16 protein-coding genes are annotated in these 17,917 nt (G+C 54.2%); 1 reads left to right on the top strand and 15 read right to left on the bottom strand.

Annotated features, from left to right (window positions below; all coding sequences use genetic code 11):
• Positions 1 to 15: 15 nt before the first annotated feature.
• Positions 16 to 951: a D-ribose ABC transporter substrate-binding protein gene (locus LBW88_RS02925; RefSeq protein WP_224928961.1), complete on the bottom strand. Its 936-nt coding sequence runs from the start codon at positions 949 to 951 to the stop codon at positions 16 to 18.
• A 65-nt stretch (positions 952 to 1,016) separates the two neighbouring features.
• On the bottom strand, positions 1,017 to 1,814 hold the full coding sequence (locus tag LBW88_RS02920) for a GolD/DthD family dehydrogenase (protein ID WP_224928965.1): 798 nt from the start codon (positions 1,812 to 1,814) through the stop codon (positions 1,017 to 1,019).
• A gap of 376 nt (positions 1,815 to 2,190) precedes the next feature.
• On the opposite strand from LBW88_RS02920, the gene LBW88_RS02915 reads away from it, so the two are divergent.
• Positions 2,191 to 3,012: a DeoR/GlpR family DNA-binding transcription regulator gene (locus tag LBW88_RS02915; protein ID WP_097119239.1), complete on the top strand. Its 822-nt coding sequence runs from the start codon at positions 2,191 to 2,193 to the stop codon at positions 3,010 to 3,012.
• Between the two features lie 46 nt (positions 3,013 to 3,058).
• Here the strand turns inward: LBW88_RS02915 and cheZ are convergent, their stop codons facing one another.
• The 13 genes from cheZ to flhD form a co-directional block, all read right to left on the bottom strand.
• The gene (gene cheZ, locus LBW88_RS02910; protein ID WP_224928969.1) at positions 3,059 to 3,700 is read right to left on the bottom strand and encodes a protein phosphatase CheZ; all 642 of its coding nucleotides are present in this window, start codon (positions 3,698 to 3,700) and stop codon (positions 3,059 to 3,061) included.
• Between the two features lie 9 nt (positions 3,701 to 3,709).
• A complete protein-coding gene (gene cheY / locus LBW88_RS02905) occupies positions 3,710 to 4,099 on the bottom strand; it encodes a chemotaxis response regulator CheY (protein WP_224928972.1) in 390 nt (129 codons plus the stop codon).
• A gap of 39 nt (positions 4,100 to 4,138) precedes the next feature.
• A complete protein-coding gene (locus LBW88_RS02900; protein WP_224928975.1) occupies positions 4,139 to 5,188 on the bottom strand; it encodes a protein-glutamate methylesterase/protein-glutamine glutaminase in 1,050 nt (349 codons plus the stop codon).
• Positions 5,185 to 6,060 carry a protein-glutamate O-methyltransferase CheR gene (gene cheR / locus LBW88_RS02895; protein ID WP_034821825.1) on the bottom strand — a complete coding sequence of 292 codons (876 nt, stop codon included), beginning with the start codon at positions 6,058 to 6,060 and terminating at the stop codon, positions 5,185 to 5,187. The genes LBW88_RS02900 and cheR overlap by 4 nt, the downstream gene beginning before the upstream one ends.
• Positions 6,061 to 6,150: 90 nt before the next feature.
• A complete protein-coding gene (locus LBW88_RS02890; RefSeq protein WP_224928978.1) occupies positions 6,151 to 7,830 on the bottom strand; it encodes a methyl-accepting chemotaxis protein in 1,680 nt (559 codons plus the stop codon).
• A 166-nt stretch (positions 7,831 to 7,996) separates the two neighbouring features.
• Positions 7,997 to 9,667 (bottom strand): methyl-accepting chemotaxis protein, encoded by a 1,671-nt coding sequence (locus tag LBW88_RS02885; RefSeq protein ID WP_224928981.1) that lies wholly within the window; start codon positions 9,665 to 9,667, stop codon positions 7,997 to 7,999.
• Between the two features lie 242 nt (positions 9,668 to 9,909).
• Entirely contained in the window at positions 9,910 to 11,586 is a 1,677-nt protein-coding gene (locus tag LBW88_RS02880; protein ID WP_224928984.1) for a methyl-accepting chemotaxis protein, read from the bottom strand.
• 168 nt (positions 11,587 to 11,754) lie between these two features.
• The gene (gene cheW / locus LBW88_RS02875) at positions 11,755 to 12,252 is read right to left on the bottom strand and encodes a chemotaxis protein CheW (protein WP_224928988.1); all 498 of its coding nucleotides are present in this window, start codon (positions 12,250 to 12,252) and stop codon (positions 11,755 to 11,757) included.
• Between the two features lie 22 nt (positions 12,253 to 12,274).
• Entirely contained in the window at positions 12,275 to 14,257 is a 1,983-nt protein-coding gene (gene cheA, locus LBW88_RS02870) for a chemotaxis protein CheA (protein WP_224930269.1), read from the bottom strand.
• Between the two features lie 10 nt (positions 14,258 to 14,267).
• The gene (motB, locus tag LBW88_RS02865; protein WP_224928990.1) at positions 14,268 to 15,299 is read right to left on the bottom strand and encodes a flagellar motor protein MotB; all 1,032 of its coding nucleotides are present in this window, start codon (positions 15,297 to 15,299) and stop codon (positions 14,268 to 14,270) included.
• Complete coding sequence (gene motA / locus LBW88_RS02860) at positions 15,296 to 16,183, bottom strand: flagellar motor stator protein MotA (protein WP_100699837.1); 888 nt, start codon at positions 16,181 to 16,183, stop codon at positions 15,296 to 15,298. Before motA ends, motB begins: the two co-directional genes overlap by 4 nt.
• Before the next feature lie 132 nt (positions 16,184 to 16,315).
• Positions 16,316 to 16,894, bottom strand: coding sequence for a flagellar transcriptional regulator FlhC (gene flhC, locus LBW88_RS02855; RefSeq protein WP_200571527.1), 579 nt, complete (start codon positions 16,892 to 16,894; stop codon positions 16,316 to 16,318).
• Positions 16,894 to 17,244 (bottom strand): flagellar transcriptional regulator FlhD, encoded by a 351-nt coding sequence (gene flhD, locus LBW88_RS02850; RefSeq protein ID WP_064740987.1) that lies wholly within the window; start codon positions 17,242 to 17,244, stop codon positions 16,894 to 16,896. Before flhD ends, flhC begins: the two co-directional genes overlap by 1 nt.
• Between the last annotated feature and the right edge of the window lie 673 nt (positions 17,245 to 17,917).

Genomic DNA, 17,917 nt, shown 5'->3' with positions numbered 1-17,917 from the left:
CGCACCGATTATTGATTACGACTTGTAGTTAAAGTCCTGCACGCCTTTGGCATTGTCCGGGGTGATCAGAATGCCGCGGAACATCACGCGCTGCTTCTCTGGCTTCACCCCTTTCTGGATGAAGTTGTCGAGATCGGTCACGCCCTGCGCGGCGATAGCCTGTGCCTGCAACATCACCGTGGCTTTCAGATCGCCTTTTTCCACCGCATCACGTTCGTCGTTGCTGCCATCGATGCCCACCACGGTGACATCATTGCGTCCTGCGGCTTTGAGTGCCGCTATCGCGCCCAAGGCCACCGGGCCATTGCCACAGATCACGCCTTTCACATCGGGATGGGCCTGCAAAATGCTGTCCATGATGCGTTTGCCATCAATCAGGGTGCCTTTGGCATCCTGACGCGCGACAGATTTCATATCCGGATACTGATCCAGCACCTGATGGAAGGATTTCGAACGGGTGACGCAGTTGTTGTCCGCGAGGTTACAAGTCAACTCGGCATAACTGCCCTTTTCACCCATCTTCTCGACAAACACGTTGGCCACATCCGAACCGGCCTGGAAGTTGTTGTGGGTAATCTGCGCCAGTGCTACATCGTCCACCGGGATTTCACGGTTGATCAGTACCACGGGAATGCCTGCATCTTTGGCTTTTTTGATCGCCGCGACGCTGGCGGTGGAGTCGGCGTTATCCAGCACAATGCCCTGCACTTTTTTACCGATGGCCGCATCGATCAGCTCGCTTTGTTTCTTAACGTCTTCACCGTGCGACAGCACACTGGTTTTGTAGCCCAGCTGTTGCGCTTTGAGGTTGGCGCCTTTGGCTTCGGAAGCGTAATAAGGGTTATCCAGCGAGTTCACCAGAATCATGATGGTGCCTTTGTCGGCAGCGAAACTGGATTGGGCGATCAGGCAACTGGCAATGGCGGTGAACAACAGGGTACGTTTTTTCATGTTCGTGCTCTCTCATTGTTTTGTAGTTATTGCAGGGTTGAGGCCTTACTGGTGCTGGCGCGGCATTACCAGATGGTGAAGCCGCCATCGATCATTAAATCTGCGCCGGTGATCATGTCGCTGCCGTTGCTGGCGAAGAACAGCACGGCGGCGGCAATTTCATCGGTGTAAGCAAAACGTCCTAACGGAATCAGTTTCTTCATCTGTTCACCCTTCTCACCGCGCCAGGCTTTTTCGCCCATCGGCGTCAGCACCACGGTGGGTGACAAGGTATTGACGTTGATGCGGTGTGGCGCGAACTCTTTGGCCATCACTTTGGTCATGCCGAGCAGGCCAGCTTTGGCAGAGGTATAGGCCACATGGTTATCAATGGCGATGGAAGCGGCTTGCGAGGCGATATTGATGATCTTGCCGCCGTTACCGGCGCGCACCATGCGTTTGCCCGCCGCTTGCGAGCAGAGGAAAGGGCCAGTGAGATTGACGGCGATCTGCTTCTGCCACTCGGCAAAGTCGGTTTCCAGTACCGGCTGTAACATCACATAACCTGCACAGTTCACCAGGATATCGATGTGGCCGTAGTGCTGTTCAACCTGGTCGAATGCCGTCTCTACTGAGTCAGCATCGGTCACGTCACAGCACACCAGCAGTACGCGTTCGGCAGAAAATTGTTCCTGCACGGCCGCCACGCGATCGCTTTCGAATGGAGGGTAAAGCAGGGCCAGCCGTGCACCTTTTTCTAACAGCATGGTGTTACTGGCCATGGCAATCCCACCCAGGCCACCGGTCACCACCGCGACTTTGCCGGTGAGATCCAGATCGGTATTCACGCCGTAGCGCAGGTTGACATCGTATTCCCCACTCATCCTTTTTCTCCTGTGTGCATGTTCAGCGGCTCTGGTTATCTCTGGCCGGATAGGTTTGCAGTAATATTGATTTTCGAACAAAAATATAAGCTATCGTTTCGCAATGGTTTGTGGGTGAGATCAAATTTCATACAAATGATGAAAACTATTTTTATCCATCTGTTTTTAAAGCAAATAACAAAATGCCCTGTTTTTCGATATAGAAATAACAGCTGGCGGGTGTATGTAAAATCAATTGCATGGCTTTATCTTATTTTCATTCGAAAATGCATCTTTGTGCGAGCCGCCTCGCAAATCCCCAACACGCAGAGTAAAATCATCACGGGTTTTCTTATGGTTAAAACCAGACCGTGATTGGAAAGAGGGAGCATTTCGATTGAAAAGCAAAACTGAGCAGCTGGCTGATATGCAGCAGCGTCGTGAGAAGATCCTGGAGATGATCCGCGAAGACGGCACAGTCACGGTTAAAGCGCTTACCGATACCTTTGGCCTGACCGAAGCGACCATCCGCACCGATTTGCGTATGCTACAAAAAGCCGGACATGTGCAGCGCTATCACGGTGGCGCCACGCTGATGACCGGGAAGCAGAATACCGGCGCGCTATTGCTTGAGCGTCAAACCCACCTTGATGAAAAAGAAGCGATTGGCCGTCTGGCCGCACAGTATGTCGAAAACGGCGATACGGTGATTTTCGATTCCGGCACCACCACCACGGCGATTGCCGAGGCGATTGGTCACATCCGCCGTTTATCGGTGATCACCACGGCGGTGAATATTGCGCTGAAGCTGGGGGGTGAACCGGGGATCAATATCCTGCTGACGGGCGGCACCTTTAAGTTTCCGACGCTCTCGACGTCCGGGGAGAAGGCGGCTTCTTTCTTTGAAAACGTGCTGGCCGAAAAGCTGTTCCTCGCCACCGCCTGTATTTCACCGCGCCTCGGGTTAAGCTTCCCCAGCGAGACCGATATCAAAGTGAAGATGGCGATGATCAACTCCGCCAGTACGGTGTTTGTGGTGGCAGACTCCAGCAAAATCGATAAGGTGTCGATGTTTGCCCTGCCCTGTGACTGGAGCAAAATCCATTATTTGATCACCGATCGCGGGATCACTCCGGCGCAGATTGCGGCGTTTGAAGCGTTGGGGGTGCAGGTGTTAGTGGCAGGCATTGAAGAGGCAAAAAAACGCGCAGTGTTTTGAGCATCAATTCAGGGGCGGCCAACTCGCCGCCGCCCCTAAGTGCTGATTAGAAACCTAAGCTATCCAGCAAGTCATCCACCTGATCCTGGTTCGCCACCACGCCGGGTGCATTGGCATGGATCTGCGGGCCATTCAACAGGCTGCTGGCGTCTTTACGCGCGGCAGCGTTGGCTTCTGGCATATTCTCCAGCAGCACCATCAGCAACTGACGCTCGATCTCCTGGATCACATCCATCATGCGCTTGATCACCTGACCGGTAAGGTCCTGGAAATCCTGCGCCATCATGATCTCGAGCAGCTGCTTGTTGGTGTAAGAGGTATGCGCCGGCACATCACTGAGAAATTCGCGCGTATCCGAAACCAACTCGCGTGCATCCGCCAGCTCAATCGGGTTTTCAAACCACTCATCCCAACGGCCTTTCAGCTGGTTGGCGTTGGCTTCCATTTGGTCCTGGTGTGGCTGCGCGGCTTCAACACAGTTCAGTGCGCGTTCTGCCGCTTGCGCCGTCATCTGCACCACGTAATCCAGACGGTCACGGGCATCCGGAATCGCTTCCGCCGCTTCGGCAATCGCCTGGTCTAACCCCAATTCGCGCAGGCTGTCGCGCAACATACGCGTCAGCGAGCCGATACGGGTAATAATGTCGTGTGCCGAGGCTTCTTCGGTTGGTTTCGGAAGGTCGCTCATCACATCTCCTTACATACCCAGTTTTTCGAAAATTTTACCCAGCTTTTCTTCCAGCGTGGCTGCGGTGAACGGCTTCACTACGTAACCGCTGGCACCGGCCTGGGCAGCTGCAATGATGTTCTCTTTTTTCGCTTCGGCGGTAACCATTAGCACCGGCAGTTTGCTCAACGCCGCATCAGCACGAATGGTTTTCAGCAGTTCCAGACCGTCCATGTTGGGCATGTTCCAGTCGGATACCACGAAATCAAAACCACCCGCACGCAGTTTGGTCAGTGCATCAACACCGTCCTCTGCTTCTTCAACGTTGTTGAATCCCAGCTCTTTCAGCAGGTTGCGGACGATACGACGCATCGTATTGAAGTCATCCACCACCAAAAAGCGCATGTTTTTATCAGCCATATCTACTCCTGTGTTGTCTCGTCCGGCAGGACGGGCTCGTTAAATTCGCAATGCCTGTCCGGCGCTAATTTTTGCCAGCATGTGCTGACTGATGTGTCCTAAATCGACTACTTCACTGGTGCCGCCCATCGCAATCGCTTCGCGCGGCATACCAAAGACGACGCAACTTGCTTCATCCTGCGCGATGGTCCAGGCACCGGCGCGATGCATTTCCAGCATCCCGGCGGCACCGTCGTTACCCATCCCGGTGAGGATGACACCCACGGCATTTCGTCCTGCGTGTACCGCCACGGACCGGAACAGCACGTCAACAGACGGCTTATGACGGTTCACCGGTGGGCCATCATTCAGTTTCACCACGTAGTTGGCGCCGCTGCGGCCCAACTCCATGTGCATGGCACCCGGTGCGATATAGGCATGACCGGGCAAAATACGTTCGCCATCTTCCGCTTCTTTCACGGTGATCTGGCACAACTTGTTCAGGCGCTCGGCAAACGAGCGAGTAAAGCCTGGTGGCATATGTTGGGTGATCAACAGCGCCGGGCTGGTTGCGGGCAGCGGCTGTAGCACATGGCGTATCGCCTCCGTACCGCCGGTGGAAGAGCCAATCGCGATCAGCTTCTCACTACTCAGCAGCGGGCCAGCTTTCAGCATCACCGGGGCGGGTGTGGCCGGGCGCGCATGCAATTTCGCGCGTGCCGCTGCGCGAATTTTGTCGGCGATCATCTGGCTATAAGCCAGCATGCCTTCACGAATACCCAACTGCGGCTTGGTGACAAAATCAACAGCGCCCAACTCCAGCGCGCGTAACGTCACTTCCGAGCCTTTACCGGTCAGTGATGACACCATCACCACTGGCATCGGACGCAGGCGCATTAACTTCTCCAGGAAGTCGAGGCCATCCATACGCGGCATTTCGACATCCAGCGTCAGCACCTGTGGGTTGTATTGCTTGATTAAATCCCGCGCCACCAACGGATCCGGTGCAGTAGCGACCATCTCCATATCGGCGTGGCTGTTGATGATCTCCGTCATCAACTGTCGCATTAGCGCGGAGTCATCCACGCACATCACGGTGATTTTGCTCATCGTCTTTCCTTGGTCAATCCATAGACTGTCTGTCCACGCAGCCAGAACTCTTTACTGATCTGGCTGAAGTTCTCTGAGTGTCCAGCGAACAGCACACCGCCGGGCTTCAGCAGGGGAACGAAACGGCGCAGGATTTTTTCCTGCGTCTCTTTATCGAAATAGATCATCACGTTACGACAGAAAATCGCGTCGAACGGACCCGGCAACGCCCAGTCGTTGGCCAGTAAATTCAGCTGCGAATAGTTCACCATGCTGGCGAGATCGGAGCGGACGCGCACCATGCCTTCATGCGGCCCGGTGCCACGCAGGAAAAAGCGTTGCAGCTGCGATTGCGATAAGGTGCGCAGCTCTTCCTGGCGATACACGCCCGCCACGGCTTTTTCCAGTACCTGTGTATCAATGTCGCTGGCGTGCACCTGGAACTTACCCGGTCCGGTACCCAGCGTTTCTGCCAGCGTCATGGCGATGGAGTACGGCTCTTCGCCGGTTGAGGCGGCGGTACTCCACACGCTGTAACTGCCACTGCGCTTACGCGCATGATCCGCGAGGATCGGGAAGTGATGCGCCTCGCGGAAGAATGAGGTCAGATTAGTGGTCAGCGCGTTAATAAACGCCTGCCACTCTGCACTGTTCTGGTCTTGCTCCAGCAACGCCAGATAACGACCAAAATCATCAATATTCAGCGTGCGTAAACGGCGCACTAAGCGGTTGTAAACCATCTCCCGCTTGTGATCGGCCAGCACGATGCCCGCGCGTTGATAGATCAGCTGGCTGATACGACGAAAATGCGTATCTGAGAGCGGCAGGCGCTGCACCATTTGCGAGAGCAGCGTGGTCGCTTCACTTTGATCCAATAACGTCGATTTCTTCATGTCAGGTCACCCGGCAACAAACTGATTAAATTGTGATACTGCGATTACTGCTGTGCTGCCAGTTGGGCCGCCTTGCGGCGGCCACACGGATTAAAAGGTTTCCCAGTTATCGTCCGCGCTACGTGCACCTGCGGGTTGTGCCAGCGATTTTGCTGCGGCTGGACGCAAAGTTTTTGGCGCTGTAGATACGTTAACGGCCTGAGCGACAAATTCTTTACCAATATTGAACACCGCAACCGACTGTTTCAGTCGACTGGCCTGATCCTCCAGTGCCGCAGCCGCCGTGGCTGACTCTTCCACCAGCGCGGCGTTCTGCTGTGTCACCTGATCCATCTCGTTCACCGCCAGGCCAACCTGGTCGATTCCGCGACTCTGTTCATCCGACGCCGAGGCAATTTCGCCCATGATGTCGGTGACGCGAGTGACGGCGTTGACGATGTTGGTCATGGTTTCACCAGCACTTTCCACCAGTACCGAACCGGTATTCACGCGGCTTACGGAGTCTTCAATCAGACCTTTGATCTCTTTCGCTGCCTGGGCGCTGCGCTGTGCCAGACTGCGCACCTCACCTGCCACCACCGCAAAGCCACGACCCTGTTCGCCCGCACGTGCGGCTTCCACCGCGGCGTTCAGCGCCAGAATGTTGGTCTGGAAAGCGATGCCATCGATCACACTGATGATGTCAGCGATTTTCTTCGAGCTGCCGGTGATCTCTTTCATGGTGGTGACCACGCCATCCACCACTTTGCCGCCGTGCTGCGCGGTTTCTGAGGCGGTGAGCGCCAGCTGAGAAGCCTGACGGGCATTCTCGGCGTTCTGCTTCACGGTCGCAGTCAGCTGCTCCATGCTGGCAGCGGTCTCTTCCAGGGAAGCGGCCTGCTGTTCAGTACGTGAAGAGAGATCGTTGTTACCCATGGCGATTTCGCTGGCACCGGTGTAAATGGCATCAGAGCCATCACGCACGGTACGCACGGTGTTCGCCAGTTCCTGCTGCATGTGCTGCAGTGAACTGAGCAATTCGCCCATTTCGTTGCGCATGCTGACATCGATCTGCTGCGTCAGGTCGCCGCGGGCGATATGACGAATATGTTCGATACTCTGCTTCAGAGGACGAATCAGCACGTTACGCATGCCGCTCCACACCAGTGCAATCACCAGCAGAGTCACCAGTAAGGTGCCGACCACCAGCATAATGGAGTGCTGATAGGCGCTTTCATTGGCGTCAATGCCCTGCTTCGCCAGCACGATGTTGTAGCCGAGCCAGGCGGTGTAATCCTTTTCAAATTTATCCTGCATGCCTTGAGTAGGCTGATCGACAAAACCTTTGAAGTTTCCGTTACCCAGGAAATCAATCAGCTCTGCCAGTCCTCCACGGAAGGCGTTGTAGTTGGCCTGCAGGACCTTGACGTTCTCTGCACTTTTGCCTTTCTCAGACAAATTGGCGTTGAACTCGGCAAAAGCCTGGTCAGCGTTTTTCAACTCCTCACTTGCCAGCGCCACCAGATCTTTCACAGTTGCGCCTGAGCCAGCCTGTTGGCTGTCCAGCAAATAGCGGATCCCTGCACGGTTCAGCGTGTTACGCGCCTGAACCAGCGATACCCAAGAGGTGCCCATCGCCCGTTGCAGCGTGCTGAGACGCTGGTTGTAGGCAAAATTCTCTTTATCGGCTTTCACCGTGTTAAAAAACATCCCTCCGGAAAACAGCTGCAGCAAGGCAAACAGCGCCAGCACACACAACAGCCCGGAAACGACTCGAATACGACTAAACATAAACACCTCATTGGTTGGCGGATCGCTCCTGTTATCGGCGATTGCGGGGGGATCTTTATGTTGTCTATGACGGGTTGGACCAGCGGGAATTAAGGAGGATCAGGGATAAATTAAAGTGTGCCGACAGGTGTTCGGGCGCACCTGCGTGCGCCCGAACGAAAGACGCTTAAAACGTCTCCCAGTTGCTGTCACTGACGGGCGCAGTTACGGCTTTGCGTGGTGCACTCAGCACCGGCTGCGCGCTCTGTGGCTGACGCACTGCAGCAGTGGCCTGTGAAGCTCGCGGCACGCGGAATACCGCCACTGACTGGCTCAAACGGCTGGCCTGCTCTTCCAATGACGCCGCGGCGGCTGCCGATTCTTCCACCAGCGAGGCATTCTGCTGGGTCACGCGATCCATCTCGGTGACCGCCTGGCCGACCTGATCGATACCGCGACTCTGCTCATCTGACGCAGAAGCAATTTCCCCCATGATATCGGTCACGCGCGTCACCGCACCGACGATATCATTCATGGTTTCACCGGCAGTACCCACCAGCTGTGAACCGCTGTTTACTCGATTCACCGAGTCTTCAATCAGACCCTTAATCTCTTTGGCCGCCTGCGCACTGCGCTGTGCCAGATTACGCACTTCACCGGCCACCACCGCAAAGCCACGACCCTGTTCACCGGCACGCGCGGCTTCAACTGCAGCGTTCAGTGCCAGAATATTGGTCTGGAAGGCAATGCCATCGATCACGCTGATGATATCGGCGATTTTCTTCGAACTGCCAGCGATATCACTCATGGTGCGCACCACGCCATCCACCACTTCACCGCCTTTGCGTGCGGTATCAGAAGCGCTGAGCGCCAGCTGAGAAGCCTGACGGGCATTCTCGGCATTCTGCTTCACGGTCGCTGTCAGCTGCTCCATGCTGGCCGCCGTCTGTTCCAGCGAAGCCGCCTGCTCTTCAGTACGGGCGGAGAGATCGTTGTTGCCCGCCGAGATTTCGCTCGCGCCGGTAAAGATGGCATCAGAACCGTCACGCACGTTGCTGACGGTACGCACCAGCGACTGCTGCATCTCATGCAGGCTGGCCGCCAGTTGGCTCATCTCGTTACGTCCTTCCACGGCAATATGCTGCGTCAGGTCGCCAGAAGCGATATGGCGGATATGGCCCAGTAGCTGATGCAGTGGCTGGATCAGCACGGTACGCAGACCAAACCAGCAGCCGATAATCACGAATACCACCACCAGCGCCACCACCACCAGCAGCCACATCATCATATGGAACGCTTGCTGGTTTTGCGCCACGCCTTTCTCCGCCAGCGCACTCTGCGCCGTGCGCCATTCCGCATAGGTGGCTTTCATCTTCACCTGTTTGGCTTCAATATTCTGCGCAAACATGCCCTGCAGATCGTTGGCTTTCAAACGTTCCAGCATCGCTTTCAGGCCATCATTGAAGGCGGCGTAATCGGTTTCCAGTCGATCGCGCAACGCCTCCGGCAAACCTGGCGTGCCCGGCAGATCGTAATAACGCTGATAATGACCCGCCGCAACATCCAACTGTTTTTCAGTCTGCGCAATCAACGCCTGCAGCTGGCCGCCATTCGCTTGTGCGGCTGCAGTACCCTGCATGCGCAGCATCGCGCGGTTCAATACGGTACGGGTCTGGTTGAGTTCAATCCAGGCATCGGACATCGCGCCGACGTTGTTGGTGGAGGTTTGCGCCACCGCAAAAGCTTCTTTATCTTTTTGTAAGGCAGACCAGAACAATCCGCCGGAAATTAACTGCAAAGCACCAAAGACCAGCAAGACTGCGATCAGGCTGGTGACAACATTGATTCGTTTTAACATGGGTTCTCCAAAGAATAAGGCGTTTCGGCTCCCGCTGTTATCGACCGCTGTTGTTAAATTTTGAGGGGCTTTAACGGATTTTACGAAATATAATTCTGCCAATAACTTTCTTTACAGTGTTTTATAACTAAAGAAATTGTCATTAAAAAAAATGCGCCTTTATCGGTTGAGCGATAAAAGCGCATTGATGTTACTGGAATAAAAGATATTACGGACGCGCTAGCGCACGACCTTACAGAGGATTAAAACGTTTCCCAGTTGCTGTCGCTGACCGGCGCCGTGACGGCTTTACGTGGCGCACTCAACACCGGCGGTGCAATCTGTGGATGACGCACGCCCGCACTGGCCACTGTGGACTGTGCGCCACGTGGCACACGGAACACCGCCACCGACTGGCTCAGGCGGCTGGCCTGCTCTTCCAGCGAAGCCGCTGCCGCAGCAGACTCTTCCACCAGCGAGGCGTTTTGCTGGGTCACGCGGTCCATTTCGGTCACTGCCTGTCCGACCTGATCGATCCCGCGACTCTGCTCATCAGATGCTGAGGCAATTTCGCCCATGATATCGGTGACGCGGGTAACCGCACTGACGATCTCACTCATGGTTTCACCGGCGGTGCCCACCAGCTGTGAACCGCTGTTAACGCGATTGACGGAGTCTTCAATCAGACCCTTAATCTCTTTTGCCGCCTGCGCACTGCGCTGTGCCAGACTGCGCACTTCACCGGCCACCACGGCAAAACCACGGCCCTGTTCACCGGCACGCGCCGCTTCAACCGCCGCGTTCAACGCCAGAATGTTGGTCTGGAAAGCGATACCATCGATCACGCTGATGATGTCGGCAATCTTCTTCGAACTTCCGGAAATGTCGCTCATGGTACGCACCACGCCTTCCACCACGTTGCCGCCCTTCTGCGCGGTTTCAGAGGCACTCAGCGCCAGTTGTGATGCCTGACGCGCGTTTTCTGCGTTCTGTTTCACTGTGGCGGTGAGCTGTTCCATGCTGGCTGCCGTCTGTTCCAGCGAGGCGGCCTGCTCTTCCGTGCGGGCGGAGAGATCGTTGTTACCCGCCGAAATTTCACTGGCGCCGGTGAAGATGGCGTCGGAACCGTCGCGTACATTACTGACGGTGCGCACCAGAGACTGCTGCATCTCATGCAGACTGCTCGCCAGTTGGCTCATCTCGTTGCGGCCTTCAATGGCAATGGTCTGCGTCAGGTCGCCCTGCGCGATATGCTGGATATGCTGAATGTTGTCGTTGAGCGGTTTAATTAAGATCTTACGCAGGCCAAACCAGCACAGCGCAATCACGCCAATCACCACTACCATCACCACGCCCAGCAGCCACATCATGCGTTGATAAGCCGCCAGGTTTTCTGCCACACCCTGCGCCGTTAAGCGATCCTGATCGGTTCGCCATTGGCTGTAATCTTTCAGGAAAGCACTCTGGCTCGGCGCCACGGGTACTTTGCCGGCCTGAACTAAATCGTTTGCCAGCAGTGCGTCCTGCATCTGACTCAACGCGTTAGCATAGGCAGTGTAAGTTCCATCAAGATGCTGATTGAGTACGACATCCTGTCCCGGTGTATCAGGGGTCGTTTTGAACAGTTGATAGTTATCCGCTGCCGTTTTCTGAAACGCCTTGCTGTCGTTATAAAGCCCGGCGATGTCCGGCTCTGAGCCATTCAGTTTGCTGGTGGCCATACGCAGCTGAATACGCGTCAACACCACACGGCTTTGGTTGAGGCTCATATAAGCATCATTAATAGCGGCGGTATTTTTACTGGCCAGTTGTGAAATATTAAAACTGTTTTTGTCATCACTCAGTGCTCTGAAGAACAGTGAGCCGGATGCCAGTTGCAGAAAGCCAAAGATGAAAAGCACCAGCAACAGGCTGGTTACAACGCGGATTCTCGTAAACATAGTTTGCCCTGGAAAAAGAAGAAAATAATGCAGAGCAGTTATCGACCAATGACCGGAATTATTGAGGGGGGAATGCGAAGAATAGTGGGAAATTATTGTTTAATTACAATGAATTAATTTACACAAGTGATGATAACGGGCCGCCGTGTAGCGGCCCGTTTTATGCGCTTACGCGCTGCGCAGCGTATCCACCAGCGCCATCTCTTCGCTGCTTAGCAGCTTCTCGATGTCGACCAGAATCAGCATACGATCGCCCAGCGCGCCGAGGCCGGTCAGATACTCGGTGGACATGGTGACTGCGAACTCTGGAGCCGGACGAATCTGTTCCTGCATCAGGGACAACACGTCAGACACGCCATCCACCACGATACCCACTACGCGGTGCTCAAGATTCAGCACGATCACCACGGTGTTTTCGTTGTATTCCACATCCAGCTGCGCGAACTTCACGCGCAGATCGATGATCGGCACGATCACGCCGCGCAGGTTAGTCACACCCTTGATGAACTCTGGGGTGTTAGCGATACGCGTTACCTGATCGTAACCACGGATCTCCTGCACTTTCAGAATGTCGATGCCGTACTCTTCGTCACCCAGGGTGAATACTAAGAATTCCTGGCCCACGGTTTCGCCAGCGATTTTGGTCACGGTTGCCATGTCAGTCATTTTTTTGCCCTTTATTTATCTATTACGCTGCGGCACCGGCCACACGCTTTTCACGGTTCAACGATTGCAGTGCAGAAACATCCACAATCAGCGCCACGCTACCATCGCCGAGGATGGTGGCGGCAGAAATGCCCGGCACTTTGCGGTAGTTACTTTCCAGGTTCTTCACGACCACCTGATGCTGGCCAATCAACTGATCCACCAACAGTGCATAACGACGGCCTGCGCTTTGCAGAATTACCACGATGCCCTGTGTGGCATCGGTTTTCGCATTCTGCACATCAAACACATTCCACAGCTCAACCAGCGGCAGATACTCGCCACGCACTTCCAGTACGCGCTCGCCACCCGCCAGCGGTTTCAGCTCTTCAGCGGTCGGCTGCAGGGATTCCATCACCGCATTCAGCGGCAGAATGAACACCTCATCCGCCACGCGCACTGACATGCCATCAAGGATCGCCAGCGTCAGTGGCAGCAGGATGCGAATGGTGGTGCCTTTACCCTGCTTCGAGGAGATTTCGACGTGACCGCCCATCTCCTGAATGTTACGTTTCACCACGTCCATGCCCACGCCACGGCCGGACACGTCCGTGACCTGTTCCGCCGTTGAGAAGCCCGGTGCGAAGATCAGCATGCCGACTTCTTCATCGCTCATGCTTTCGCTGACCGGCAGGCCAGAGGACAGGGCTTTCGCCAGAATACGTTCACGGTTCAGACCGGCACCGTCATCGATCACTTCGATGCAGATGTTGCCGCCCTGATGTTCCGCTGACAGCGTCAGGTTGCCCACTGCGGTTTTGCTCGAAGCCAGACGCTTCTCTGGCGTTTCGATACCGTGGTCAAGGCTGTTACGCACCAGGTGTGTTAACGGATCGATAATGCGCTCGATCAGGCTCTTATCCAGTTCGGTTGAGCTACCCAGCAGCGTCAGCTCCACCTCTTTGCCCAGCTTGCTGGCCAGATCGCGTACCAGACGCGGGAAGCGGCTAAACACATACTCCATCGGCATCATACGAATCGACATCACCGACTCTTGCAGGTCACGCGCGTTACGCTCCAGCTGGCCCATGCTGTTCAGCAGGTCGCCGTGCGCCACGGGATCCAGTTCGCCAGAACGCTGTGCCAGCATCGATTGGGTGATCACCAACTCACCCACCAGGTTGATCAGCTGATCGACCTTCTCAACCGCCACGCGAATACTGCTGGATTCGCTGACTTTGGCCGGCGCTGCCGCACGTTTCGCTTCGCGTTTGGCTGGCGGAGTAATATCCGTCACGGTGGCCGTTTGCACCGGCGCTGCGGCTTCAACAGCTGCTGGCTCGGCAGGTGCTGCTGCTGGAGCTGCCGCGCCTTCCGGGAACTGAATCTGTGATTCATCAAGCACAAAACAGAGCACCGCAACGATGTCGTCTTTGCCGACGCCATCAATGGTCACTTCTAACGAGTTAGTACCTTTCACCACGTTGGAGACGGTGCCGAGATTGCCCAGCTCCTCCAGCATCAGTTCCGGCTCTTTCTCTTTCAAATCGACCAGTTGCAGGCGTAAACCCGCTGCCGCTGCCGGGGCCGCTGCGATATCGACCACATCGGCCACTTTCGCCGGTTCTGGTGCGATTCCTTTGGCTTCCAGCGCCAGCTGACGCAGTGCTTCGCAGATATATTTGAAGTTTTCTGCGTTGGGTTCCTGCGCCGTTTTATAGGCATCGAGCTGTTCTTGCATAATATCTTTGGTTTCCAAAAACAGGTTGATGATGTTGGTGCTGAGCTGCATTTCGCCGCGGCGCGCACCATCCAGAATGTTTTCCAGGATGTGGGTGGTTTCCTGTAAAACCGTAAAGCCAAACGTACCGGCTCCGCCCTTAATGGAGTGGGCGGCGCGGAAGATGGCATTCAACTGCTCGGAATCGGGCTCCTGGGGATCCAATCCCAACAGGTGTTGCTCCATATCCGCTAACAGCTCATCGGCTTCATCGAAAAACGTCTGGTAAAAATCGCTGATGTCCATGCTCACGGGATCACCTCGGCTGTGAGGGTTGGTCTGGTGTCACCGCGCCTGCCGCTGGCTGCGCTGCTGGTGCAGGGACGACCGTACTGGCCGGCGAAGCCGGAGTCGCGGTAGAACTTGCGGGTGCAGCAGATGCAGCGGGACCGGTCGGTGCGGTAATGTCGGGAATAATTTGTGCCGGGTCAGTTATCTGCGCGGCATCGCTCTCAGAGTTCTCTTTCTCAATCGCAGCCTGGGTGTCATGGTTCAACACCAGCAGACTGATACGACGGTTTACAGCATCGTTCGAACCACGATTCTTTAACTTCATGGTGTCAGCCATGCCCACCACACGCAGCATTTTCCCTGCGTCCAGGCCGCCGATCACCAGTTCGCGACGTGAAGCATTGGCGCGATCTGCTGATAACTCCCAGTTGCTGTAGCCACGATCGCCAGACGCATACTGGAAATCATCGGTATGCCCAGCGAGACTGATTTTGTTCGGGATATCGTTCAGCACCGGCGCAATGGCGCGCAGGATGTCACGCATGTACGGCTCCACTTCTGCGCTACCGGTTTTGAACATCGGGCGGTTCTGGCTATCAATAATCTGAATGCGCAGCCCCTCTTCCACCATGTTGATGATCAGATGCGGACGCAGTGCTCTCAAACGTGGATCGGCTTCAATCAGCTGATCCAACTTCTCGCGCAGGCGATTCAGGCGAATCTCCTCCAGCTTTTTCTTTTGCGCATCCATATCGACCACTTTCTTCACTTCACCGTCTTTACGCGTCGGGTCATCGCCGCCGCCAGGGATCGGGCTTTCGCTGTCGCTGCTGCGCTGGCCGCCGGTCAGGGCGACCTTCAGCGGCGTACGGAAGTATTCTGCAATCTGAATCAACTCTTTCGGGCTGGAAATCGAGAGCAGCCACATCACCATAAAGAACGCCATCATCGCCGTCATAAAGTCGGCATAGGCAATCTTCCACGAACCGTGGCTGCCATGATGACCTTTATGTTTGCGCTTTTTAACCAGCACAATGGGGCGATTGCCTGCCTTCATGAGTTCTGATCCGAGGTTTGTTTCGCAGGGTTTTTCGCGTTACGCACGTGCTCTTCCAGCTCGGAGAACGACGGACGCTCAGCGGAATACAGGGTCTTACGGCCAAACTCCACGGCGATTTGCGGCGCGTAACCATTCAGGCTGGAGAGCAAGGTCACCTTGACGCACTGCATCATTTTGGTGGTTTCAGCACACTTCTGACGCAGCACCGATGCCAGTGGCGAGATAAAGCCATAAGCCAGCAAGATACCGAGGAAGGTTCCCACCATGGCGTGTGCCACCAGGGCGCCTAACTCTGCTGCCGGGCGATCGGCCGATGCCAGTGCATGCACGACGCCCATTACCGCGGCGACGATACCGAAGGCGGGTAAGCCGTCACCCACTGCCGATATGCTTTGTGCTGGTACTTCGCATTCGTGTTCGTAGGTTTCAATCTCTTCATCCATCAGGGCTTCGATTTCGAATGCGTTCATATTTCCGCTGACCATTAGACGTAAATAATCGGTAATAAAATCCACCAACTGTTTATCGGCCAAAATACGCGGATAGTTAGCAAAAATTTCACTCTGGCTGGGGTCTTCAATGTCGCGTTCTAAAGAGAGCATGCCCTGCTGACGTGATTTCGCCATCAGGCGATACAGCAGCGCCATTAAATCCATGTATACAGCTTTGTTATATTTCGAGCCGCGCATTAACATTGGCAAGGCTTTTAATGTTTTCTTGATCGACTTGCCATTGTTGCCCACTAAAAAAGCACCAATACCCGCACCGCCGATAATAATCAGCTCTGCAGGTTGATAAAGCGCCCCCAGATGGCCACCGACCATCATATAGCCGCCCAACACGGAGCCGACGACCACGATATAACCCAGAATAATCAGCACAAAAAATCCTTACGTCCGTAACGTGTTGGTAGAAGTTAAGCCAGAGAGCCGCAGGTGTTATTCGTAAATCGTGGGCAAAAAAAAAGCAGCGGGCTAAGCCGCTGCTGGATGTTTTCCACGATGCGAACAAACTTAAACGGCGCGTTTAACCTGTTCATCCAGCAGTTGTGGAAAGGTATCGGCAGAATCTGCAGAAAGTTTACGTCTTTTTACGGCACGTGATGGCGGCTGGCACAGGCTGCAAACAAAGCTGCCAACAGGCTGATGAGCATGGTTAATAAAGCTCCCGCCACAGCATTTACAGTCAGACAATTCCAGCATGCCGCTTTCAACGAATCGCACCAGGGTCCATGCACGCGTTAGCGCCAACAGCGGGCCCTCGTCCGATTGCGGACACTGCTCAAGATACAAGCGATAGGCTTTGATCACTGCATCAACACCATTGCTCAACCCGGTTTTCAGCAAGAACTGCCAGGCATTACAGAACATGGATGAGTGAATGTTTTGTTCCCAGGTCATGAACCAATCAGTCGAGAATGGCAGCATGCCTTTCGGTGGTGGTGCACCACGCAGCTCTTTGTACAGTTTAATCAGGCGACCACGGCTCAGCTGGGTTTCACTTTCCAGCATCTGCAGTCGTGCGCCCAACGTAATCAGCTCCATGGCCAGCTGAATATCGCGCGCTTCCTGAACAATACTTTTTTCGGTCATTACACCGCCCTCTTCTTCGCGGAGACGTCATCTTTTGACGCGCTGCGCAATAAACGGCTGGATAATAAAATGCCGGTGTGGATTTGCTGCAAATCATCCACGCGTGATTCTTGAGTCAAACGATTAATGTGGTTGTGATCGGTAAAGCGGAACTGGCAAACCAACTGGTTGGTTTCCGCTAATTTTACCATCTCAGGTAAGGTTAATTGCGACAATGCATCGGCCATCGATTCATCGATGCCTAAACGAAACATTGCTGAAGCTTTTTCCTGGTTAATTAAACGCTGAGCAAGAAGCAAATATGACAGATTGATGTCATATATATGTTTTAGTAATTCTGATGTACCCATTTTTTTCCATCCTGATAGACGCGACACATATACGGCCACAGAATTTAAATTTCTATGGTTCGGGCTGCTGGTTGGTAAATCTAAAGATGGCAAAAAATAATCAGGCAAAGCCAACGTGTACTGAACTGTTTCACTTCCCGCCGGGACACTGATCAGTAGTAGTCAAAACTCCAGGCCATTCTTTTATCGAGTTGTAACCATCTTCCGTGACGTCTGCTTACAGTTTTTTAAGACTAATCCGAAAACAAGGCAAATCTATATCGTCTGATATCGACATACAACGTGAGTGGAGCGAAATTTTAGATAAAGTGTGATCTGCATCACACTTTTAAGGCAAATTTTTTCCTGGAACCTTCAGGATTGCTTTTCTGTTGTGCGTTTTTTGAGCGATTTTTAATTGTTTCGCTAATATTTCACTCTAAAATCCGCCTCTTTAGCCTCTGCGGGCGATTGTCATGACAACGCGATCTTTTATCTGCTGAGTTGGTTTTAAACGGCGATATATGACCACATCATATTCAATAGGCAGCATAATATGCTGATTTAAGCGAAAACTATTTGCTTCTAAATTAATCACTTACAGGGAATATTGCTGAAAGGCACTACCACCATGATGATAGATAAGCGTGAAGACTGGACGCAGCGCGCCTGGGAACTGTCAGGGCTTTGTAGG

Source organism: Pantoea sp. alder81 (genome assembly GCF_020179835.1).
Taxonomy (GTDB): Bacteria; Pseudomonadota; Gammaproteobacteria; order Enterobacterales; family Enterobacteriaceae; genus Pantoea.
This window is presented reverse-complemented; position numbering and strand designations above follow the sequence as displayed.